Origin of the sequence: Hyunsoonleella flava, from assembly GCF_004310325.1 — a bacterium.
Lineage (GTDB): Bacteria > Bacteroidota > Bacteroidia > Flavobacteriales > Flavobacteriaceae > Jejuia > Jejuia flava.
The window spans coordinates 97,092-119,610 of sequence record NZ_SIRT01000013.1; the positions used below are offsets into that span (position 1 = coordinate 97,092).

At 31.2% G+C, this 22,519-nt stretch carries 22 protein-coding genes; all 22 read left to right on the forward strand.

The window, feature by feature from the left end:
• Positions 1-44: 44 nt before the first annotated feature.
• The 22 genes from xerA (at position 45) to EYD45_RS14000 (ending at position 22,272) form a co-directional block, all read left to right on the forward strand.
• Entirely contained in the window at positions 45-1,175 is a 1,131-nt protein-coding gene (gene xerA / locus EYD45_RS13890) for a site-specific tyrosine recombinase/integron integrase (protein ID WP_130965162.1), read from the forward strand.
• 114 nt (positions 1,176-1,289) lie between these two features.
• On the forward strand, positions 1,290-2,462 hold the full coding sequence (locus EYD45_RS13895) for a TlpA family protein disulfide reductase (RefSeq protein ID WP_130965163.1): 1,173 nt from the start codon (positions 1,290-1,292) through the stop codon (positions 2,460-2,462).
• Positions 2,463-2,765: 303 nt separating this feature from the next.
• On the forward strand, positions 2,766-3,230 hold the full coding sequence (locus EYD45_RS13900; protein ID WP_130965164.1) for a hypothetical protein: 465 nt from the start codon (positions 2,766-2,768) through the stop codon (positions 3,228-3,230).
• Between the two features lie 15 nt (positions 3,231-3,245).
• Positions 3,246-4,625 (forward strand): TlpA family protein disulfide reductase, encoded by a 1,380-nt coding sequence (locus EYD45_RS13905; protein WP_130965165.1) that lies wholly within the window; start codon positions 3,246-3,248, stop codon positions 4,623-4,625.
• 457 nt (positions 4,626-5,082) lie between these two features.
• A complete protein-coding gene (locus EYD45_RS13910; RefSeq protein ID WP_130965166.1) occupies positions 5,083-5,397 on the forward strand; it encodes a helix-turn-helix domain-containing protein in 315 nt (104 codons plus the stop codon).
• Entirely contained in the window at positions 5,398-6,492 is a 1,095-nt protein-coding gene (locus EYD45_RS13915; protein WP_207303315.1) for a DNA cytosine methyltransferase, read from the forward strand.
• Positions 6,482-7,498, forward strand: a complete 1,017-nt coding sequence (locus EYD45_RS13920) for a restriction endonuclease PLD domain-containing protein (protein WP_130965167.1) — start codon at positions 6,482-6,484, stop codon at positions 7,496-7,498. Before EYD45_RS13915 ends, EYD45_RS13920 begins: the two co-directional genes overlap by 11 nt.
• 331 nt (positions 7,499-7,829) lie before the next feature.
• Positions 7,830-8,390 carry a hypothetical protein gene (locus tag EYD45_RS13925; RefSeq protein WP_130965168.1) on the forward strand — a complete coding sequence of 187 codons (561 nt, stop codon included), beginning with the start codon at positions 7,830-7,832 and terminating at the stop codon, positions 8,388-8,390.
• Between the two features lie 231 nt (positions 8,391-8,621).
• Positions 8,622-9,014, forward strand: coding sequence for a hypothetical protein (locus tag EYD45_RS13930; RefSeq protein ID WP_130965169.1), 393 nt, complete (start codon positions 8,622-8,624; stop codon positions 9,012-9,014).
• 4 nt (positions 9,015-9,018) lie between these two features.
• The gene (locus EYD45_RS13935; RefSeq protein ID WP_130965170.1) at positions 9,019-9,417 is read left to right on the forward strand and encodes a hypothetical protein; all 399 of its coding nucleotides are present in this window, start codon (positions 9,019-9,021) and stop codon (positions 9,415-9,417) included.
• A gap of 52 nt (positions 9,418-9,469) precedes the next feature.
• Positions 9,470-10,219: a SusC/RagA family TonB-linked outer membrane protein gene (locus EYD45_RS13940; RefSeq protein ID WP_130965171.1), complete on the forward strand. Its 750-nt coding sequence runs from the start codon at positions 9,470-9,472 to the stop codon at positions 10,217-10,219.
• A 150-nt stretch (positions 10,220-10,369) separates the two neighbouring features.
• Positions 10,370-11,683, forward strand: a complete 1,314-nt coding sequence (locus EYD45_RS13945; protein WP_130965172.1) for a hypothetical protein — start codon at positions 10,370-10,372, stop codon at positions 11,681-11,683.
• A gap of 236 nt (positions 11,684-11,919) precedes the next feature.
• Entirely contained in the window at positions 11,920-12,714 is a 795-nt protein-coding gene (locus EYD45_RS13950) for a cation transporter (protein WP_165453941.1), read from the forward strand.
• 220 nt (positions 12,715-12,934) lie between these two features.
• Complete coding sequence (locus tag EYD45_RS13955; protein ID WP_130965173.1) at positions 12,935-13,384, forward strand: hypothetical protein; 450 nt, start codon at positions 12,935-12,937, stop codon at positions 13,382-13,384.
• Between the two features lie 223 nt (positions 13,385-13,607).
• Complete coding sequence (locus EYD45_RS13960) at positions 13,608-14,537, forward strand: restriction endonuclease (protein ID WP_130965174.1); 930 nt, start codon at positions 13,608-13,610, stop codon at positions 14,535-14,537.
• Positions 14,538-14,715: 178 nt separating this feature from the next.
• Positions 14,716-15,291 carry a DUF6933 domain-containing protein gene (locus EYD45_RS13970; protein WP_130965176.1) on the forward strand — a complete coding sequence of 192 codons (576 nt, stop codon included), beginning with the start codon at positions 14,716-14,718 and terminating at the stop codon, positions 15,289-15,291.
• A gap of 87 nt (positions 15,292-15,378) precedes the next feature.
• Complete coding sequence (locus EYD45_RS13975; protein WP_130965177.1) at positions 15,379-16,830, forward strand: hypothetical protein; 1,452 nt, start codon at positions 15,379-15,381, stop codon at positions 16,828-16,830.
• A gap of 142 nt (positions 16,831-16,972) precedes the next feature.
• Positions 16,973-17,638, forward strand: a complete 666-nt coding sequence (locus EYD45_RS13980) for a hypothetical protein (RefSeq protein WP_130965178.1) — start codon at positions 16,973-16,975, stop codon at positions 17,636-17,638.
• A gap of 166 nt (positions 17,639-17,804) precedes the next feature.
• Positions 17,805-18,215, forward strand: a complete 411-nt coding sequence (locus tag EYD45_RS13985) for a VOC family protein (RefSeq protein ID WP_130965179.1) — start codon at positions 17,805-17,807, stop codon at positions 18,213-18,215.
• Complete coding sequence (locus EYD45_RS13990; RefSeq protein ID WP_130965180.1) at positions 18,216-20,489, forward strand: aminotransferase class III-fold pyridoxal phosphate-dependent enzyme; 2,274 nt, start codon at positions 18,216-18,218, stop codon at positions 20,487-20,489.
• A gap of 110 nt (positions 20,490-20,599) precedes the next feature.
• Entirely contained in the window at positions 20,600-21,403 is an 804-nt protein-coding gene (locus EYD45_RS13995) for a hypothetical protein (RefSeq protein WP_130965181.1), read from the forward strand.
• Between the two features lie 224 nt (positions 21,404-21,627).
• A complete protein-coding gene (locus tag EYD45_RS14000; protein WP_130965182.1) occupies positions 21,628-22,272 on the forward strand; it encodes a hypothetical protein in 645 nt (214 codons plus the stop codon).
• The last annotated feature ends 247 nt before the right edge of the window (positions 22,273-22,519 follow it).

The window sequence follows — 22,519 nt, forward strand, 5'->3', positions numbered from 1 at the left end:
GTACGATTATTATCTCTGTTTATATTAAATTTAAGAAATATCATATGAAAACAGCACGAAATATTACTTTAAAACACCTTTTGATAAACCAAAAAAAGTACATTGGTCTACAATTTCAATCGGATAAAATCTTAAACAGCCTTATTAAAGAACTTCAAGATGTGTCATGGAACGCTGAGTTTGGAATGTACTGTACACCAAACAATAAAGTAAACCTAAGTGCCATTTTCAATCTTTTCCGAGGGGTTGCCTGGGTAAACACCAATTATTTTTTTGATAAATCTAACTCCAAAGCATTGAATGAGGTTTTTGATGTACAATGGTTTAGAAACAGGAAAAAACCAGATAATTATAGGTGCTGCCCAGATTCTTATCTTGACAAACTCGAACTAAAGCAATATGCCAATAATACGGTTAAAACTTATATCTCCTGCTTTGAACGGTTTATTAATTATTATGCACATAAAGACATTGATCTTCTGGATGAATTGGATGTTAGAAACTACCTAAAGCACTTAGGACATAACAAATGGTCCAACTCATATATTAACCAAAGTATCAATAGCATCAAGTTTTACTATGAAGTAGTTTTAGGGCTTCCTAATAGGTTTTACCAAATAGAGCGTCCTAGAAAACAAAAGAAGCTTCCTGTGGTACTATCCAAATCAGAGGTTCGTCAACTAATTGATGCTACAGGTAACATAAAACATAAATGTATTTTGTCCCTGTTATACTCCGCAGGTTTACGACGAAATGAGCTTATTAACCTAAAGATTGAGGATATAGACAGTAGCCGGATGCTGATTAAAGTCAATGACGCTAAAGGGAACAAAGATAGATATACCTTACTGGCAAAATCTGTGTTAACCGATTTAAGACGGTACTACCTTATGTTCAAGCCTAACAAATATCTATTTGAAGGTCAGAAAAAAGAAAAATATAGTGCTACTAGTATATCCAACATACTTTCTGCAGCTGCTATTAAGGTGAAATTAAAAAAGCACGTTACACCACATACCTTACGGCATAGCTTTGCTACACATTTATTAGAAGATGGAACAGATTTAAGATATATTCAACTACTATTGGGGCATAACTCTACCAAAACTACCGAAATATACACTCATGTGGCAAAATCTAGTTTTAAATCTATAAAAAACCCTCTCGATATGTAAGAATAATCATTATATTTAGGGAAATAAATATAATGTAGATAAACACAATTGTGTTTATCCATACGTTGTGTGTAATGCAAAAACACCTATAACATTTAAAATAACATTTACGTTATGACTAAAATTTATTTATTAATCCTCACTTTCATTTCATTTTTAAACATCGAAAATGACAAAGAAATTTTAAACAAAACAATTGTTAAACTCAATTCTTTAAAAACTATAGAATACGAATTAGTTACTCACGATTATGTCAAGGATTATAATATAAATAAGATTGATAGCGCCTATTGTTATTTTGATTTCACAAGTAAAGACAAAATAATAGGAGCCAAATATCAGATTATTTCAAAATTGGGAGAACAAGTTTTTAACGGAAAACAAAAATTTACAAGTATACCTAAAAAGGAATTAGTATTGTATAGTGAGAATGCAACTAAAAGCGAAATCATTAGCTCAAAATTCTTAAGTCCTTCAATATTTGAAATTCGAAAAATACTTCCAGAATTAGTGATTGATTCTTCAGCATTTATCACAAAGATAAAAGATAGTACCATAAACAATATTGAATGCTATCAATTCAAAATTTTAATGACACAAAAGTCAATTGGTATGGGCGGAGAATTAAAAAAGTTTGACACGAATAAAATTGATTCATTAAATTATCATCTTTTTATTTCTAAAAAAACTTATTTACCAATTCAATTTGGAACAATCTTACATAATAATGGTGGTTATCAAATGTCTACATTCAATAATTTGAAAGAGGTAACAACTAAGAACATTTCTGTATGGGATTATAATAATATGCCAAAAGAGTATATGAAAATTAGTTATTCAGATTATTTTATGGGAATGAGAACTAAAAATAAAGATAAGATTGGTTTAAATGCTTCTGACTGGAAATTACCAATGGTGCAAGGAGATTCAATCAAATTATCTGAGCTTAAAAACAACCTTGTTTTACTTGAATTTTGGTTTCCATATTGTAAAGGTTGTATTCAAGCAGTTCCCGAACTAAATGAAATTCAAGATAAGTATAAAACTAAAGGACTTTTAACATTTGGAATTGAGTTCACAAAAAAATCAGAAAACATATTAATTGATTACATTGAAAAACAAAAAATTAAATTTCCAACTCTCTATATGGGGAATGATGTTGCTAAAGAATATGGAATTTATGCAGCTCCTACATTTGTCTTAATTGATAAAAATGGAAAAATAATTTATAATAGTGCAAGTCTAAATAAAGAACAATTAATCAAGAAAATCGAAAATAATTTATAAGAAAGCACTACACACAACAAAGGCTATAAGTAATTGCTTGTTCTCGCCTACTTCTGAAAATCCTCACGGATTTTCAGTTTGGTGTGTACTTGCAAAGTTAAGTGCTAAACCACGCAACTACTCATAGCCCAACCGTTGGCAACAATTTGAACTGACAATATTCATAAACAAATTTTTAAACTACTTGTTTTAGTTATTAAATGCTTTTGTTAAAATTGGTTAAAAAAGTTAAAACTATTTTAAAATAATTTCTTACACATAAAAAAGCTTTTGATTTGCTCTAATTAACCAAAATTTTAAATTATGAAAAAGTCAGTCTTACTAAAATTATTAATTAATGTTTTAATTTTATTTTCCATAATTGGACTACTAGGGCTCGCAATTAATATTCCTTTAAAAAAATGCATCATGAGTCCGATAAAGATTTGTATTGCAGATTGGAATTTATTTTATTGGTTTATTGCTATTATTGGTCTAACTGCTTGTTCATTCTTTTTGAAATCATTATATCATTTACGAAGGACGGCTATATTATTAGACAATGAATCTTTCTCCGACATTATTAACCACTTGAAGAAATCTGGAACATGTTTTTTTGTTACAGGAATCATCTATTCTTTTGTAATAATTCTTCTTTGGGCTTACCTAGCAATTGAAACAGGAGTAGTAGAAATAGGATACGATATGGATTTAATACCTCCTTTGTTTCTAATTATTATTGGTATTATTTTTAGAAAAATATCTAGTCTAAGTTTTAAATCTCAATAATTCTATAAATTTAAAATGCACAAAAAACACATATGTATTAGCTTAATAACTTTGATCCTTGTTTTCAATTATTCTTGTCATCAACAAAAATCTGATTACGTTATTCTAAGTGGAACAATTAAAAATGGAAATAAAACAATTGAATTAAGGTCTCATTATGACACTACCGATAAAACTAAGAGAAAAATCATTCATTTAGATAAAAATGGTGATTTTCAAGATACTATCTATATTCAAAAAGAAGAATTATATGTGGTTTCAGACAAAACTAATATGTTTGAATTTCATTTAACCCCATCTAAGAAATACATTATCGAGTATGATACAAAAAAATTTAAGAACGAAGGCATTACTTTAAAAGGAGATGATATTGATATTAATGAATATTATATAGATAAAACAAGAGGTATGGTATTCTACGATTTTAATGAATCGGGCAAGCCTGAGAAAGAAATTAGGAGTTTCCTTAATAATGTTAAAGAAAAACAACTTAATAGACTAAATATTTCAAAATTGCCAAGTTCATTAAAAGAACATGAAGAAGCTTCTATTAAATTTGAATATCTGAGATATCTTTCATTATACCTTAGAGTAAACGAAATTAACACCCCATCTATTGAGTCTAAAAACGAGTTAGATATTGATTACTTGAACGAAGAAGAATATAAAAAATATCAATCATATAAATATTTGTTACATGATTACTACCATGACCAATTAAACCAAAAAGCAAAAGTAAACCAAAAATTAAATTCGTCATATTCACTTTATCAAAATGGAATAAAAGAGTTAGCATTAATTATACCGAATGATTATATAAAAAACGATTTAATTGCTCATAATGCTTCATTTTTTCTTTTAAATTCAGAAGACATTGAATCTTGCTATAGCGACTTTAAAAAATATTACACTGGAAATGACACAATTATCAAATCTAAAATATTGGATTCATATTATCGATATGCTAAACTAAAAAAAGGAACCCCTTCTCCAAAATTCACTAATTTTAAAAATAATAATGGAGGGGAAAATTCACTAAACGATTATAAAGGAGCTTATGTGTTTATTGATATTTGGGCAACTTGGTGTGGCAATTGTTATGGAGAAATGCCTTATTTAAAAAAGTTAGAACAAGAATATAAAGATGTTGTTTTTTTAAGTATTGCTTGGAAAGATGATGAAAGCAAATGGAGGAAAATAATAAAAAAAGAATCATTAACGGGGGTACAACTTTTTGCAACAAAAGAAGATAATTCCTTTTTTGAAGAGTATGCTGTAAATGGTATACCAAGATATATCTTAATCGACCCAGAAGGTAATATTGTAGACCATAATACACCTAGACCCTCAGATGACAAATTAAAAACTCTGTTTAAAGATGTTGGTATTGATTAAATTGTATAAAATCGTTAGATAAAAAACGATGTAATTAACACTCGAAAATTTAATAGTAAAGAGCTAATTCCGATTTCTGACCATTTAACTTGTTAATAAAAACAAAAAACTGTTGCCAACACTGTATAAAAATAATAGCGGTTTAATCGCCAAAACGAAAGTAAGTAAATATAAATAAAGGTCTTTGTTTAACCGAAAAATTAGTGCTTTAAAACCGCTACTATTCTTATACTAAACCGTTACCTGTAATGCGGAAATAGTGCTAAAATTCAACATTTGAACTAAAAAGTCCACCGCGTAAACAGCACATTTATTTTTTCCCAACGCGAAAATCCAAAGCTAAAAAAAATAAAAGAGCTATTTTTTTCCAACGCTCGAACAAATTCAAACCGAATTTCTTGCTATCTTAAATTTGACAAACTATATTTGACACTTATTGTCAAGTAATAATTTTCAAATGGAAACAATCGGACAAATTTTACGGAATAAAAGACTAAATCTAGGACTTCTTTTGAGACAAGTTTCAGCTTATGTTGATATTGACCAAGCAATATTGAGCAAAATCGAAAGAAACGAGCGAAAACCGACAAAAGAAATGTTGGAAAAATTAGCTGAAATTCTGAAACTCGATAAAGATGAACTTCTAATTCAGTTCATTAGCGACAAAATTGCTTATGAAATTGTAGATGAAGATTGTGCTAGTAAAGTGCTAAAAGTTGCCGAAAAAAAAATAAAATATCTAAAATCAAATCCAATACCAAAACTAACATAGATGAGTACAGAATTAGAAAATATGAGCATTGCCAAAGAACCACAATTAAGGATGTATTCACCACCTATTGATATCTCAAAAAAGCAATCAAAAGAAAAAGAGAAAATTGATGTTATTTCACTTTTTTCTGGTTGTGGTGGAATGGATTTAGGATTTGATAAAGCTGGTTTTAATATAAAATGGGCTAATGATATTGAAAAAAGAGCTTGTGAAACATACGCAAAAAATATTGGGGACCACATTGTTTGTGGAGACATAACTGAATTAGATTATTCAAAAATACCAGATGCAGATTTAATACTTGGTGGATTTCCTTGTCAAGATTTTTCTATGATTTGGAAAAGAGGAGGAATAACGACAGACAGAGGTAATTTATATCAAAACTTTGTTGAAATTGTTTCTCAAAAGCAGCCCTTAATGTTTGTTGCAGAAAATGTAAAAGGAATTTTAACTGCTAATAAGAAAAAAGCAATAAAGACTATAATTAAAGATTTTTCAGAGACTGGAGATTACGGTTATAATACAACTGCACATTTAGTGAATTTTGCAGAATATGGAGTAGCTCAGCTTCGTCAAAGGGTTTTAATTATTGGAGTAAGAAAAGATTTAGATACATTTTTTGACATACCAGCACCAACAAATGACGCGGACAACTATTTAACTGCTAAAGAAGCTTTGAAAGGAGTGAAAAAAGTAAAACATAACAACGAGCATCAAAACATCCAAGCTGGTACTATTGAAAAATTAAAGCTAATTCCACCAGGAGGTAATTTTACTGACATTCCAAAAGATTCACCACACTATGTAAAAGGAATGATTTCTCACGTTTACCGCAGACTTCATCCTAACAAACCGTCAACTACTATCATTGCTGCTGGTGGTGGTGGAACTTGGGGATATCATTATGATGAACCAAGACCGTTAACCAACAGAGAAAGAGCAAGATTATTTGGTTATCCAGACGATTTTGTATTTGAGGGCACTATTACAGAAGTGAGAAAACAAATTGGTAATTCTGTTCCACCATCAGGTATTTATCCTTTTGCAAAACAGATAAAAACATTTTTAGAAAATATCAAGGTTAATGCACACTAATATTCAAAAATACGGAGGCGACTTTAGGAATGTTTTAGATAAAGAGTTTAAGACGTCTAATAATATTACAGTTGCATCAGGTTACGCTTCACTTGACGTAATTAATGCTTTTGAAAAACCGTTTATTGAAATTGCAAAAAAAGGTGGTACATCAAGACTGCTTTTAGGAATGGCATTTTATGAGGGATTAGGTCAAAAAAAGTTGAAAGCAGTAACAAAATTGAATGATTCTTTAAAAGCTTACAACAAAAACTCAGGTGTGTTTGTAACTAATGGCAGAAGATATCACGGTAAAGTATATCAATTTGATAAAGATGTAACGTCAAATATCTATGTTGGTTCATCAAATTTTTCTGCAAGTGGAACTAAAGGGAATATCGAATGTACAATACCTATATTAGATGACAATCAAAAAGTAAATCTGATAGCATTTTTAAATGACCTTTATTCGCCTTCCTACTCGATATCAATAGACCAAGCTGATATAACTGTTCCAGGTAAAAAGAAAATTGTTCTTGACAAAGTAGAAAGACTTTGGACAAGTTTAAAAACTTATGATTCATCTTCAATTTCTTTAGAAAAACTACCCAAATTTGTTTTCCCATTAGACCGAGTTGCCGAAAAAGAAAAATCAAACCTCAATGTTTATTTTGGAAAAGGTAGATGGAGTCGGTCAACTGGCAAAGTTAAACCAAGACCTTGGTACGAAATAGAACTTATTGCTAGTAATGATTTGAACTCTCAAACATTCTATCCTAAAGGCGACTTTCTTGCCTATACTGACGATGGTTTGATAATCCCAATGAGAACTCAAGGAGATTACTATAAAAACATCCGTTCAAAAAATAGTTTACAGATTTTTGGAATATGGTTAAAAGGAAAACTAGAAAGAAGCGGAGTATTAAAAAAATATGAACCTGTTACATTGGAAACTTTAGAAGAATATGGGAATGACAAACTTACTTTTTACAAGTTTGAAGAAGGGAAATATTATATGACTTTTTAAGCCAACGCGCAAGCCATACACATTTACAGTTGCACCATCCAAGCTTCACCAAAACTGTAAAAGAGTATGTCTTCTGCCAACGCTAGCAAGTTTGCGGAAAAGCACTACAGGTAACAATGTATAAAAAAAATAGGGCAAAAAGTGCTTAATCGAAAGGTCTGTGCGTGTTTGCCAAGTCACCAAATTTTTAAATTTGGTATAATTAAAAAGAAAAAAGATAATTAACAAAATTTAAAAATTCGGCTTTAGCTTAATCCGAAAAGTATCGCTTACAACTGCCCTACTTTTCTTATACTAGACCGTTGTGCGTCATTTTGAAAAAAGTAACTAATTGAGAAAAATTGTAAGTCTTAACGAACCAAAAGATGGAATTATTCGCTTGATGATTTACAATGACGAATTTGGAACTTATCTCTTTGGGTTTAAAAAATTGGAAGATTGCAATTCTGAATGGGACGAGTGGTATGAATCCGAAAAAGATGCAATCGAAAGTTGCGAAATAGAATACGGAATCGGAGCGGATAAATGGACTGATATACCAAATCCAGAACAAGATTGCAAGCACGACAGAATAAAACCTCAAGGACTTCCCATTTTGGACTATTCAACTTTAAACATCACTAGACAAAAGCTCGCGGATTTTGGCAAAGTTGAACTTCTAAAAAAAATTGAGCGGATTTTAAATGGCATTCCTATTGAAAAACCCAAATTGCATAACAAGAAAAATGAACTCGAAACAAACCAATATCGGATTGACTTGGATAGTGAGAGTATCGAAAAAATAATTGATTTCTTTTCAGATTTAGAGGTTAGTGCTTTAGACGAAAATTATGAGCCGAAATCAAGCCGCTACTCAGATTTAGTTGACAAATGGACCAATATTTCGGAGTAGTACGCAAAAAAACGAACGCACAACAATGCCTAAACGTAATGCGGACTTTAGGGCAAAACCGAAAGGTCTGTGTATATTTATGAAGTCGCTAAATCTTATGGATTTAGCTTTGGACAAAAAAAGAAAAAGCAAAACAATAAGCTTTAGCTTCGTGCGCAGACGGAAACGAAAAGTTTCCTTGCCTCCGCACTACGCTTAGCCGAGACGTTGTGTGTCATTAAAACAAAAATTATGGGAAGATGGATGAGAGCTTTAAATAAAAAAGAAGAAGTTATTTCTGAGATGGCTCCTAATTTTCTAATTTATTGTTCTAGACATTTACCTAAACACATAATAGATGAGTTCCCAATACTCTTGAGTTTAGATCTCAATTCGGACAAATGGATAGACGAATTACAAACGTATGAACACGACAAAATATCTGAACTAAGAAACGAAATTGAAAGAGTCCGCAGAATACTGAATAAAGAAGAGTTTGTTACTAAAGTCGACTCGGAAAAGATTTTAAAGTTTTGGACGACGGATGATTATGATTTGAAGGACATAAACAATGATATAGATAATTTAATATCTTTCTTTAAAGAGTCGATAGAGCAAGGTTTAGAAGTGAAAATTTATTTATAAATCAATGGAATCAGGTTTCATAAAAATCATTGAGTGTTTTAATATTTCAAGAGTAGGTCTAATGACGGAACTACAACATTTTGAAAATGGTATTCCGCCAGGAACCCAAATTATTGATTTGAATACGGAGGAATCTTGGATTGTTAAAAAAAGAGTCCTTTCAGGAACGTTATTAGTCGCAAATGATTCTGAGATATACTTTGACTGTGAAACTGAATATACGCACGTCAGCAGTGTATTTAAGACATTAGAAGATAGAGAAGTTGCGGTTCAAAAAGAATTGGAAAAACGAAAAAATGGAATTTATTGGTATTTACTTAAACCTGAAAACAAAAAACAGAAAGTAAAACCTGAAATTGGAATTGAATTAAAAATAAAAACGACAACACAACAAGGTTTATAGTGCATGCAAAGCACGCACCATACACACAACGTTACCTGCCATATAACCACAAATGAAAATTACTGCTTTAACATTAGGCTTTTTACTTTTTACTAACTTCTCTTTCTCTCAAATTAAGAAAAAGGAATTGAATGGAATTTGGAAAACAAATAGCGAACTATATTCCAAAACCGACACGATTAAATTTTATCCAAATATTAAAGATTGTTATCAAATTAAATGGACTATCGAAAAAAGAAAATTCAAGACTAATGAATTAAACATTTGCACAGAACCACCTAGAATAAGCGGAATTGTCGGAAAAGAAAAAATCAAATTGAGAAAAAGAGATTTCGGACAAATAATTGAATACTATCAAAACGGAATTATTAGTGATAAATTCAGAATAATAGAACTGAAAAAAACTGATTCTCAAGAATTAAAATTAATGCGTTTTGACAAACTGTCTGAACAAAAAGTATATAAATATGTTGACTCTTTAGTTTTCAAAGTTCTGAAATACAATCCAGATAAAACAGAAAATACTTATGGAGTAAAAATTTCGGATTCAAATCCAAATGTGAAAATAAAAATACGAGATGGCGGAATTGGAAATCCAGAACCGCTTATTGTTGTGAATGGAAGACCTTTACAAAACAGAGAACCTTTAAAAGAATTATTATTGGCTGAAACTAATGCAATTAAATATTTGACCAAAGAAGAATCTGCAAGTATTTATGGTTCGAGAGCGATAAATGGAGTTATACTTCTATTGACATCTGAAAAACGATTTAAGAAAATATGGAAAAAATACGGCAGGTAACACCGTATAAAATTAATTGCTGGTTTTAGCCAGTTTACGAAAGTCCTCGCGGACTTTCTATCTGTGATTTATTTGCTAACTTTAGTGCTTAAATCACGCAACTAATCTTATACAACAACGTTGTGCGCAAGCTGAAAAAAACAGAATCATTTGAAGAAAGAGATTGAGAAAAAAGTATATGACTTCTTTGTAAAGTCAAATGATTTTAACGGTATTCCATTAAGGCAAATCTCAGATGATTTAAATATTGAATACGAGAAATCAATTGATTTGATTAAAAACTTAGTCCAAAATGATAGGATTACCATTCAATCAAGTTCTAATCCCCACATTATTTATTCACGTCTTTATCCAATAGACATTCAATTAAAAATCCTTGAAGATGCCAAAAGTTGGACAGTTACCACCAAAAAGTTTGGAGAAATATCGTATTCAATTGAAAGCTCGGATTTTCCAATCTGCCTATACCCTTCTCCTAAAATGCTTACGTCAGATAGAAATTTGGACGAATTTGGAGAAGCAATATATAGTAAAGCTTTAGCACTTGCCGAGCCACAACTATCACCTAGATTTTTTGAAATTGAAGTCTTAGAAAGATATGTAAATGACCCAAGATTTAACTTCAAATTTCAAGATTACTCTGGACGAATTTCGGCGAAATATGATGAAAATGAAAAACCACTTGTTCGAGATGAAGATGATGTTTTTTTAAAAACTTTTGGATTAGGTTTTGACGAAAATGAGAATAGATTAGCCGTAGTTTACCTAAGATATTTAAGCGACCTCACTCCTGAACATCAAATTTATTGGAAAAACAAAGAGCGATTTGGCGAATGTAAGGTTCTTGAGGAATATTACGAGAATACTATTAAAGGTAATTGGACTTCATCTTATTCCATTTTTAGTGCTTTTATCGGAGAATTAACTTGTTTAAATAATTTAGCCCAAACAATATTTTCTAAGCAACTTTTTAGAAAAGACTATGATGAACATAATCGCCCAAAAGAATTTACATTTTTCTTTACTCCAACTTTGAAAAACTATGAAGACTTTGTACTCCTTTTGGACAAAATGATATCTGATAATATTAATAAAGATTTTTTTAAAGATAAAGTTGAGTTTTATGATATTGTCGAATTAAAGAATGGTATGGTAGAACGCAAATCGAAAGGGACATTACGACTGATGGAAGATTGGCTTGGAGGCATTTTCAAAGCAGAGCAAAATAATGAATTAAAGAAGTTATTTAAACAACTCAAAGAGATTAGAAGAGAACGACAAAATCCTGCTCATAAGATTAGTGAAAATGAATATGATAAAAAATATATTGAACTTCAAAAACAGTTAATTAACAAAGCCTACCATTCAATTAAAGGATTAAGACATATATTCCAACAACATCCATTGGCAAAGGATATTGAAATTCCAGACTGGATTGAAAATGGAAATGTAAAAACGTTCTGAAATAAGCCTGCGCACAACAATGGCTATAGCAAATAGGGCGAAAAGTACTATATTTAAAGGCTTGGGCGTATTTGCTAAGTCCGCCAAATCTTTTGGATTTGGCAATTAAAAAAGAAAAATAATTACAAAACAAAAAGCTCTGGCTAGCAGACCAGACGGAAACGAAAAGTTTCCTTGCCTGCCCTACTTGCCATAGCCGAGACGTTGTAAGTAATGCAAAAAAACCAACAAACCGAGTGAAAAAGACAATATTTGAAATTACCAAAATGGATTGTCCTTCAGAGGAAAATCTAATCCGAATGAAATTGGACGGAATTTCAAGTATTGCGAATTTGGACTTTGATATTCCGAACCGAAAACTGACCGTTTTTCACAGCGGAGAAATTGACCAAATCGAAAAGTCAGTTATCGAACTGAATTTAGGCGGAAAAAAAATCTCAACGGAACAAACCGACCAAACGGAATTTAAAGAAAACACAAACCAAAAAAAGCTACTTTGGTCTGTACTTGCAATCAATTTTGCTTTTTTCATTATCGAAATGACAACAGGAATTGTCTCAAAATCAATGGGACTTGTTGCAGACAGTTTGGATATGCTTGCCGACAGTTTCGTGTACGGAATTAGTTTGTTTGCGGTTGGAGGAACTATAGTTAAGAAAAAGCGGATTGCAAAACTTGCTGGATATTTTCAAATAACACTTGCGATTATTGGATTTGTGGAAGTTTTAAGAAGATTTTTTGGAGACGAGAAACTTCCCGATTTTTCGACAATGATTATCGTTTCGATTTTTGCACTTATCGCAAACGGAATTTGTCTTTATATTTTGCAAAAGTCAAAAAGCAAAGAAGAGGCTCATATGAAAGCGAGTATGATTTTCACCTCGAATGACGTGATTATAAATTTAGGGGTAATTATCGCAGGAATTTTGGTAAATTGGTTGAGTTCGAGTAAACCTGATTTGATTATCGGAACAATCGTTTTTGCGTTGGTAATTCAAGGTGCATTTCGGATATTAAAATTAAGTAAGTGAATGTGAAAAAGCACTACTTACAACAACGTATATAGCTCATAGCTAGTTAGTTGCTTAATTCAAAGTTATGGCATATTTGCAAGTCCGCCAAATTTTTTAATTTGGCTTATTGAGAAAAAAAGTAATAAGAAAATTAAAAAATTCGGCTCGTGCTTAACCGAAAAGTTATCGCTAATTTGCACGCTACGAGCCATATACAAGACCGTTAGCAAACAGTTCGATGACGCAGCAAAAAGTTATAATCGGAATTGGAATCTTGGCTGGACTTTTGCTTTATGCTAAAACCAAACCGACTTTTCTAAAAGTAATCTTAATTGGACTTTCCATCAGTTTTGGGCTGACTTTTTTTAAGAACCAATTATTGACAGACTTGTCATTTTTCAGCTTCGGAATTCTAACCATAGGGTTTTCCGTTCACCAAGCCGCAAACCGAAAATGGACAAATTTTGCGATTGGACTTTTTGCATTTCTATCATTTATTTGGGGACTGTTTCAATATCCCTTTATCGGGGAATTGAGATTTTTGATGCTTCTTCCGATAGGACTTTATATCTGGACACTAATAACAAAATGGAATACGGAAAATGGACTTTCTATTTTGACAGTTCTAACGTTTTATGAGCTATCTGAATTTCTAATTTTTATTGGGCAGTGGACCCAAATAAAATAAAAACCGTTTGCTAACAACGGCTATAATTAATAAGGGATTTTGGCTTTTAGCAAAGGTCTGTGTAATTTTAGAATGTCCGCCAAATCTTTTGGATTTGGCTTTTAAATAGAAAAATAAAACAAAATAAAAAGTTTTGGCTTAGTGCAAGTTGGAAAGTTAGCGCTCTTCTACTCCCTTACTAATCATAGCCCGGACCGTTGTAATGCATTTAAGACCAAACTAAATGGCGATACCAAAACACGATAAAATAAGAGTTCCAGTAATGGAATTGTTGAATAAAAACGGAACAATGAAACTTCGAGATTTCATTGAACCTTTATCTGAACATTTCGGACTGACAGATGAAGAAGTTAACGAAATGTATCCTTCTGGAAATGGACACATTTTTTATGACCGAGTTTCTTGGGCATTGAGTTATTTGAATATGGCAGGACTTTTGGACAAGCCAAAGCGAGGAATGTATAAAATCAATGATTCAGGAATTCAATTATTAAAAACACCTGAAAAGGTTGATAAATACATTGAGGAACAACTTGAAAAAAGAGAGCCAACACGACAAAAGAAAAAAACAACAGAAGAACAATTAACAATTGACGAATCTTCTTCAGAACTTACGCCTCAAGAAAAACTTTACTCTTCATTTTCGAACATAAGAAAATCTGTTTATACAGAAATTCTAAATACAATTTTGACCAAAACACCAACTGCTTTTGAGAAATTAGTGGTTTTACTTCTTCAAAAAATGGGTTATGGTGGAGAAATTGAAAATTCTGGACTTGTGACAAAAGTTTCGAATGATGGCGGAATTGATGGAATAATTAAAGAGGACGTTCTTGGACTTGGACGAATTCATATTCAAGCAAAACGCTATAAAATAGACAGTTCAATCGGACGTGAAGAAATACAAAAATTTGTTGGAGCTTTAGCTGTTGCTCAATCGAATAAAGGAGTATTTATTACGACTTCTTATTATTCAAAAGGAGCAATTGAATATGCGAACAATTTAAATGGCTCGACAACTTTAGTGCTGATAGACGGAAAACAACTTGCGGAATATATTTATGACTATGGACTTGGAATGCAAGTTGAGCAAACAATAGAAATTAAAAAATTGGATGCCGATTTTTGGGATTCAATGAAAGATGATGAATAATAAAAACGCATTACAACAATGGCTATAAGTAATTGCTTGTTCTCGCCTACTTCTGAAAATCCTAGCGGATTTTCAGCTTGGTGTGTACTTGCAAAGTTTAGTGCTAAACCACGCAACTACTCATAGCCTCGACCGTTGTGCGTAAGCTGAAAAAAAACTCTGAATAACGAGAAATTTAATGAATCAAACCCAAATTTATACAACACGCAAACTTGAAAAAACGATAAAAAAATCAATCGTTGATAAAAGTGAATCCGAAAATAAAATCTTAGGCGAATGGGTTGCGACTATTTTTTATGTTGACAGAAAAAAATGCTGGTTAATAGTAAATAAACTGACTAAATATTTACTCATTCTTTCAGACATAAAAACATCTGATTTAAAAAATATAACGGAGATTTTCACAAAAAACCTTCATTCTCAACTCAACAACGACGGAATTTTAATTGATTACCAAAAATTGAGTGAATTAATTGGAGAAATAAAGCTCTGCGAAACGAATAATGACAGAAGTGCAAATGGTTCATTAAATAATTGTATGTTTAATATTGACCACTGGAAAATGGAATACGGAAGCTTTGAAAACTTACCTTTCAGAAAAATAAATAGTGGACTGAACAGCTCACCAAACCAAATATTGAAATGGAAATATCCGAAAGAAGTAATGAATGAAACAATAAAAGCCTACGCACAACAATGTATAACCGCAATTACGGCGGATTCGACTACGTCCGAATCCACTCGGAATTGCTAACGCCAGTTCTTAACCGAAAATTATTAACTTTAATCCCGTAACTGACGGTTATACGAGACCGTTAGCAATAATTAAAACAAAATACCATTGAGAACAGAAACCAAATTATCTAAAATAATATCAATTTTCATTATTCTTTTATCATATTTAAACGTGCAAGGACAAAAGTCAATTGGCGAAATTAAAATAGAAGAAAAACAAAAAAATGTATCTAACCTTTCTGGTGCGCTAAACGATTCTATATCTTTTCATATTATTATTAATAAGGTAAAAAAAGAATATAAATCTGAAATTTATTTTTACAATAAGAGCGAACAAACCAAATTAATAAAACTCTATAAAGGACCTGAAAAACCTATTTATGTAACATTTCATGTAAATGATAATAACTTAACATTAATTAAGGAGTCTCAAAATTTATCTATAATACAAGATGTTAACTATCTAACTGAAGTTACAAGTTCAAAGCCTATCTATTTAAAACCAGAAAATATTTTTTCTCATAAAAACAGGACGTTCTTAATTGATGAGATTAAGGATCGTACTCGTAAGATTATACAGATTAAATCTGTTGAGGACATTAAAATCACTTCATATAAAGCTAAAAATTTTTTTCAGTTAAATCTACTTAATGCTATTAGCACTGATAAAACGGAATTTGTAAATGATTTACAATTTGTTGAGAAAGGTTCTATTAAGACCTATAAAGCATTTTATAGTAACGGAAATTTAGTTTTTGTGATAGATAACAAGAAAGTAGGTGAAATAAATTTGGTTTATTTCAATGAATCTGGTGATATAAGAAATCAAAAAATAGCAATAGAAGAAAGTAAAAAAATAAAAAAAATGAATTCTTTTATTAAGGACAACTTTTTATTTACTTTTTACATGAATAAAGAACTTGCTTATCTTTTAATACATGATGTTAAAACAGAAAAATTAGTTTCGGAATTTAAGTATGACATTAACTCTTTTGGATTATATAATAAAGTTATAATAAATGGTAAAGTATCTAATAATTCTTTTAACACTAAAAAATTTTTTAAGAGTTTTTTCCCTCAAGCCATTGGTTCTACTTATAACGCAGAACTTTATTTAGGTGTTAACAAATCAACTAACGGTGATTACATAGTTCAAATTGGCCATGTAGACAAGAATACTTATCATAACAGATCTGGGAATAATTATTGGTGGAATTATCCAGCTTTTGGGTTTAATTATAATTTATCTAATGGCAACACCTCTGTAGGTTTCAATCCTGGCGCAATGTCTATGGTCATTTTTGAAGCCTTATCGGATAATAAGAGAAAAGGGAATTATTTTGAATTGAATTTAGATTCTAATTTTAATCATGTTGGCGACACTATAAATCCAGAATATACTTCTCTTTTGAAATCAGAAGAATACATTAAAAGAATTAACATTACAATGAAGCTTAAAAAACATTTTTTTATTCCATTAAAATATTCTGTTAGAATGATCAACTTTAATAATAAAAAAGAATCTTATGAAATATTCGATTACCCTATAATTAAATAACTATTGCTAACACCGTATATAATTTATTGCTTGTTCTAGCCTACTTACGAAAATCCTCGCGGATTTTCTATTTGGTTTTTATTTGCTAAATTATGTACTTAAACCACGCAACAAACCATATACAATACCGTTACCTACAATTATGAAAAACATTCCGCTACTGATTTTAACATTGATTTTAATTGCAAGTTGTAGTTCAAAACAAACTTCATCGGAATTGGAAAAGCTGACTGAAAAACTGACCGAAAAAGAAAAGCAGATTTCGGATTTACAGACACAAATTGAGAATTTAGAAAACAAACAAACTTCGGATTATTATCGCTTCGTGGAAACTTCGGACTCTGAAATAAATGTTGCGGAAAAATTAAAAAGCGGAGAACGGAAATTAATTGACAAAAAGGATTTTATAGACACTTTAGATATATCAGACAATTTTTTCGTTTACAAACATACTTCTGAAATCACTCAAACGTCTGAATCGGAATTTGAATCAATCCTTCGTGATTTTGACCAAGTTAAATCGGAATATGGAAATGACTTTTTTGTGAGAGTAATGACATTTTATAATGGACAAAGTTTACCTCTGGAAATCGAAAATTCTAAAACTGATATTCATATTTTGATTCAACCGACTGAATTGGGTTATGAAAATAAAACGTTCGTGATTTCGGACTTTTATGATGTTGACATAAAAACGCTTGAAAAGAAAGAAAATAGTGTCGAACTGACTTTTGAACACGGAAAATTTCCGAAAAAAAGAGAATTAATAATAATAAAACCTGAATTAGTAAAATTTGGAAAAAAATAACTGTAGGTAACAACGTGTATAGCTCATTGCTTCTGAATTTCCTACTCGGAAATTCTTGCGCAATTTGCTATCTTGTTTCCTTAATCGGAAAATCATACTGATTTTCCGCAACGAGCCATACACAAACACGTTGTAATGCATTTGAAAACAAATAAAAATATATAGTATGCCATCATTTCACTATGCGTTTAAAGTAAAAGATATAGAATCAACAAGAAAATTCTACGTAGATATTTTGGGGTGTAAAGAAGGCAGGTCTGCAGAAACTTGGATCGATTTTGATTTTTTTGACAATCAACTTTCTGCAAACATCAGTGAAAATTTTCCCGAATTAGACTACTGTGGAAAAGTGGATGGAATTAGCGTTCCAATTCCTCATTTTGGATGTTTATTAAACACAGAAACATTCAAAAGATTACAAAAGAAATTAGAATCCGAAAAAATTGAATTTGTTGTTAAACCACAAAAGCGATACGAAGGAAAAGTTGGTGAACAGCTTACAATGTTTGTATTTGATTTTAGTGGTAACCCTCTGGAATTTAAATCATTTTCTAATCCTAGCGAAACTTTTAAATAAATGAACACATTTTTAGAAAAAGAATTTAGTATCAAAATTCTGAATAACAAGATACTTGATGGTTACGATAATAAGAATTATCATATCATAACAGAAGAAAATGATTTTATCTATAAGACTTATAAATTTTCAGAATCGCTAAAAGATACCGTTGAAGCAGAGAATGATACACTTCTCTACTTACAAGAAGAGTTTGACACCTATATTCCAAAGCCTTTTGCTTTTAAAGACAGGTCCTTTGTAAAAGTTATAGAGTCAGATAATGGCAGACAAATTTCGCGTATGCTTTCATTTTTAAAGGGAAAGTTTCTTGGTAACGCAAAGCACACACCTTCCTTATTTGAATCTTTGGGGACATTCTTGGCACAGCTAGACATCAAATTAAAAGACTATAAAAACTATACCATTCAAGCTAGAAAATGGGAATGGGATATTCAATACTTTGAATTAAACAAAAAGTACATTAATCACATTCCAAATCCGAAAGATAGAAATGTAGTTGCATATTTTTTCAATCAGTTTGAAGAGATTGTAAGACCTGTTATTCCTGAACTTAGAAAACAGGTCATTCATAATGATGCTAATGAATGGAACATACTCGTTCAAGATGGTAAAATTTCAGGAATCATTGATTTCGGAGATGTTGCACATACCTTTTTAATTAACGAATTGGCGATTGCTATTACATACGGATTCTATGACAAAGAAAATCCATTAGAATGGGCTGTTATTCTTATTAAAGCGTATCATCAAGAACTTCCTTTAGAAGAGAAAGAGCTAAAAATACTGTATTACCTTATAGCTGCAAGACTATGTACTAGCGTATGTAATTCAGCACACGCACGTAAAGCAAATCCTAATAACACCTATGCATCTGTTAGCGAGAAGTCTGCTTGGAAAATGCTTTACCGTTGGCTTGCAATAAATCCAATCAAAGCTGAAAATGAATTCAGAAAAGCCGCAGGTTTTTCAAAGCTTGAAAAGATTGATATAAATGAAGTTCTAAAAAGAAGACTTCAGTACATCAGTCCTATATTATCATTGAGCTATAAAGAACCCATTCATATGGTTCGTTCAGCGTTTCAATATATGTATGATGCTGATGGAAATACGTTTTTAGACGCGTACAACAATATTCCACACGTAGGACATTCGCACCCAAAAGTAATAGAAGCTGGTAAAACACAAATGGCAAAACTGAATACCAATACAAGGTATCTTTTTGACGAACTAGCCATATATGCTGAAAAGCTACTGGGTCATTTTCCCCCTAATTTAAACAAAGTGTTTTTTGTCAACTCTGGAAGTGCAGCAAGTGATTTAGCTATTAGAATGGCTAATAACCATACAGATTCAAAACATATGATGGTAATGGAGCTTGGTTATCACGGTAACACACAAACGTCCATAGAGATAAGTGATTATAAATTCAACAATCCTAAAGGCAATGGACAAAAAAAACACATCATTAAAACCACTATACCAGATACCTACAAAGGAGTTTATCAAAAAGACAATCCCAATGCTGGGCAATTATATGGATTAGATGCGGTAGCACAAATTAAAAATAGTTCTGTGCCAATTTCTGCTTTTATTAGCGAACCTATTGTAGGTTGTGCAGGTCAAGTACCACTACCCAAAGGATATTTAAATGAAGTGTATCCAGCTATAAGGGCTCAAGGAGGAATTTGTATCAGTGATGAAGTACAAACAGGATTCGGACGATTGGGAGAACACTTCTGGGGATTTGAAGCTTCTGAAGTTATCCCTGATATGGTAATACTTGGTAAGCCCATTGCAAATGGACATCCAATGGGAGCTGTGGTCTGCACTGAGGAAATTGCTGCTTCTTTTGAGAAAGGTGTAGAATTCTTTAGTTCGTTTGGAGGTAACCCAGTTTCTTGTGCCATAGCTACTGCAGTTTTAGATGTTATTGAAGAGGAAAAATTACAAGAGAATGCCAATGCAGTAGGTGAATATTACACTTCACGTTTAAGAGAATTAATGCACAAATATCCTTGCATTGGAGATGTTAGAGGTAACGGATTATTTATAGGTTGCGAAATAGTAAGAGATAATTCCAAAAACCCAAATACAGAACTAGCTTGTCACATCAAGAATGAATTACGAAGGAAACATATACTAATAAGTACAGATGGACCTTTTGACAACATTATTAAAACTAAACCAGCTTTGTGTTTTAGCAAAGAAAATGTAGATATCGTGGTAAATGCCATTGACGAAGTATTAAAAACGCATTACAACAATGTATAAAAATAATAGCGGTTCAATCGCTAAAACGAAGTTAGGTAAATATGAAAAAGGTCTGTGTTTAACTGAAAAGTTAGTGCGTGAAAATCCGCTACTATTCTTATACTAGACCGTTGGCAACAATTACAGAAATGACGAAAAACATAATACTATTAACACTAATATTATTGACAATTTCTTGTAAGAAGAATAAAAAAGTTAATAATGTAAAATCTGAAAGTCAAGTTGAAATTTCAGAAAAGGAACCGATTAAAACAGTAATTAAAAATGAATCAAAACCACATTCCTTAATTAAAGAAACAAAGGGCGAAAAAACCCAAAAAGAATACTCAATTGGAAATATTAAAATCCAACTGAATCAATATAAAAGTGACGGAACTGAATTCTATTGTAAGTCTGAAATCATTACTTATAAGAATGACAAACAGATAGATTATATTTCATTTACGCCAGAACCAGTTGGTGGAAATTACGGAATCTCAGTCGCAACAAAATTTAACAACCATTTGATTTTTACAAAACACGGTGATTATGATGGTAGAACGCTAATAATTAATGACAAAGGAAAAATTTTCAATGTAGTTGGTGGAGATAATTACCTTGATGAAGAATCAGAACTGCTTTTTGCAATTTACGAATCTGATTTAAGTGGTTTCTCTGTATTTGATTTAAAAACTGATTCTACATTATTGACAATGGAAGATATAGATGAAAGACCTATTAGATTTCTTAAGAATTTCGGGAACAGATATTTTATTTCGTGCATCAATGACGAAACTGACAATAAAAGTGTTTGGGAAATCGAAATTGACCTCGAAAGAATAATGCAAGTTGAATTAAATGATACCGACATTAATTCGGAAAATCAATTAAAAAACATCTCTGATAGCGATGTCAACTGTGTTTGCGAAAAGTAAAAACTGTTGCCAACACGGTGTATAAAACATAGCTAATAAGTGCTTAACCGAAAGGTTTGTACTTATTAGCAAAGACCGCCAAATTTTTAATTTGGCTTTTAAAAAGAGAAAAATTAAAAACAAAATATAAAAATTCGGCTCAGTGTTAACCCGAAAAGTTAGCGTTTATTTATACGCTACGTTTCATACACAAGACCGTTGTGCATAATTAAAAAAATCGCGAATTGAAAAAAATATTACTGTTTGGATTTATAATAGTATCTATCAATCTACACTCTCAAATAATGACTAGATACTTTATTGAAGGAGTTGAAATTGTAGATTACGTGACTCTCGAAATTTGTGCTGATAGTATAAATGGAATAAACAATGTTGAATTGATTGCGGAAAAAACAACCCATAAAAATCAAGCTAATATTGACCAACTTGTAAATTACATTAAGAGTTTTGACTATCCTAAAGATGGTCCTTTAATTGGGAGATGCGGAAATCTAGCCTTTTCATTTATGAATCCTGAATTTGAAAACTTGAAATTAAATGAAAATGAAATAGAAGAATGCTCAAAATTTAGATTAGGGAATTATAGCTATCATCATATAAATCATCAAGACACAAAAATTAAGCGGAGAAAAAAAATGCAAAAAGAAAAAAGCTATAAAAGTAGACAGATTTATAGTATTAACTGGACATCGAATTCTACATATACTTTGACTTACAAAAGAATGTCTGATGACAACCTAAAAAATTTAATTGGAGAAAAAATCGAGGTTGAAATTCTAAAACTTTTAGATAACGACGGATACGTTTACAGGTCGACAAGTCCGAAAGGAATTGTTTACTATGGAGCGATATACAAATCAAAAAAATAACTATGCACAACAATGGCTATAAGTAATTGCTTGTTCTCGCCTACTTCTGAAAATCCTAGCGGATTTTCAGTTTGGTGTGTACTTGCAAAGTTTAGTGCTAAACCACGCAACTACTCATAGCCGAGACCGTTGGCTACAATTTTGACCCGTCCTGAATAAAGGCTACATAATTTTAAACATTATGTATAAAAATGACAAAGTAATCAGACGGTATTCAGAACCTTTTAAACTGAAAATTTTAGACGAA

What these genes read in the sequence shown, in the direction of transcription:
- EYD45_RS13900 (WP_130965164.1), top strand. Translation starts at nt 2,766, where the DNA reads ATGAAAAAGTCAGTCTTACTAAAATTATTAATTAATGTTTTAATTTTA.
- EYD45_RS13930 (WP_130965169.1), top strand. Translation starts at nt 8,622, where the DNA reads ATGGGAAGATGGATGAGAGCTTTAAATAAAAAAGAAGAAGTTATTTCT.
- EYD45_RS13895 (WP_130965163.1), top strand. Translation starts at nt 1,290, where the DNA reads ATGACTAAAATTTATTTATTAATCCTCACTTTCATTTCATTTTTAAAC.
- EYD45_RS13915 (WP_207303315.1), top strand. Translation starts at nt 5,398, where the DNA reads ATGAGTACAGAATTAGAAAATATGAGCATTGCCAAAGAACCACAATTA.
- EYD45_RS13920 (WP_130965167.1), top strand. Translation starts at nt 6,482, where the DNA reads ATGCACACTAATATTCAAAAATACGGAGGCGACTTTAGGAATGTTTTA.
- EYD45_RS13910 (WP_130965166.1), top strand. Translation starts at nt 5,083, where the DNA reads ATGGAAACAATCGGACAAATTTTACGGAATAAAAGACTAAATCTAGGA.
- EYD45_RS13955 (WP_130965173.1), top strand. Translation starts at nt 12,935, where the DNA reads ATGACGCAGCAAAAAGTTATAATCGGAATTGGAATCTTGGCTGGACTT.
- EYD45_RS13905 (WP_130965165.1), top strand. Translation starts at nt 3,246, where the DNA reads ATGCACAAAAAACACATATGTATTAGCTTAATAACTTTGATCCTTGTT.
- EYD45_RS13990 (WP_130965180.1), top strand. Translation starts at nt 18,216, where the DNA reads ATGAACACATTTTTAGAAAAAGAATTTAGTATCAAAATTCTGAATAAC.
- EYD45_RS13960 (WP_130965174.1), top strand. Translation starts at nt 13,608, where the DNA reads ATGGCGATACCAAAACACGATAAAATAAGAGTTCCAGTAATGGAATTG.
- EYD45_RS13980 (WP_130965178.1), top strand. Translation starts at nt 16,973, where the DNA reads ATGAAAAACATTCCGCTACTGATTTTAACATTGATTTTAATTGCAAGT.
- EYD45_RS13935 (WP_130965170.1), top strand. Translation starts at nt 9,019, where the DNA reads ATGGAATCAGGTTTCATAAAAATCATTGAGTGTTTTAATATTTCAAGA.
- EYD45_RS13985 (WP_130965179.1), top strand. Translation starts at nt 17,805, where the DNA reads ATGCCATCATTTCACTATGCGTTTAAAGTAAAAGATATAGAATCAACA.
- EYD45_RS13940 (WP_130965171.1), top strand. Translation starts at nt 9,470, where the DNA reads ATGAAAATTACTGCTTTAACATTAGGCTTTTTACTTTTTACTAACTTC.
- EYD45_RS13970 (WP_130965176.1), top strand. Translation starts at nt 14,716, where the DNA reads ATGAATCAAACCCAAATTTATACAACACGCAAACTTGAAAAAACGATA.
- xerA (WP_130965162.1), top strand. Translation starts at nt 45, where the DNA reads ATGAAAACAGCACGAAATATTACTTTAAAACACCTTTTGATAAACCAA.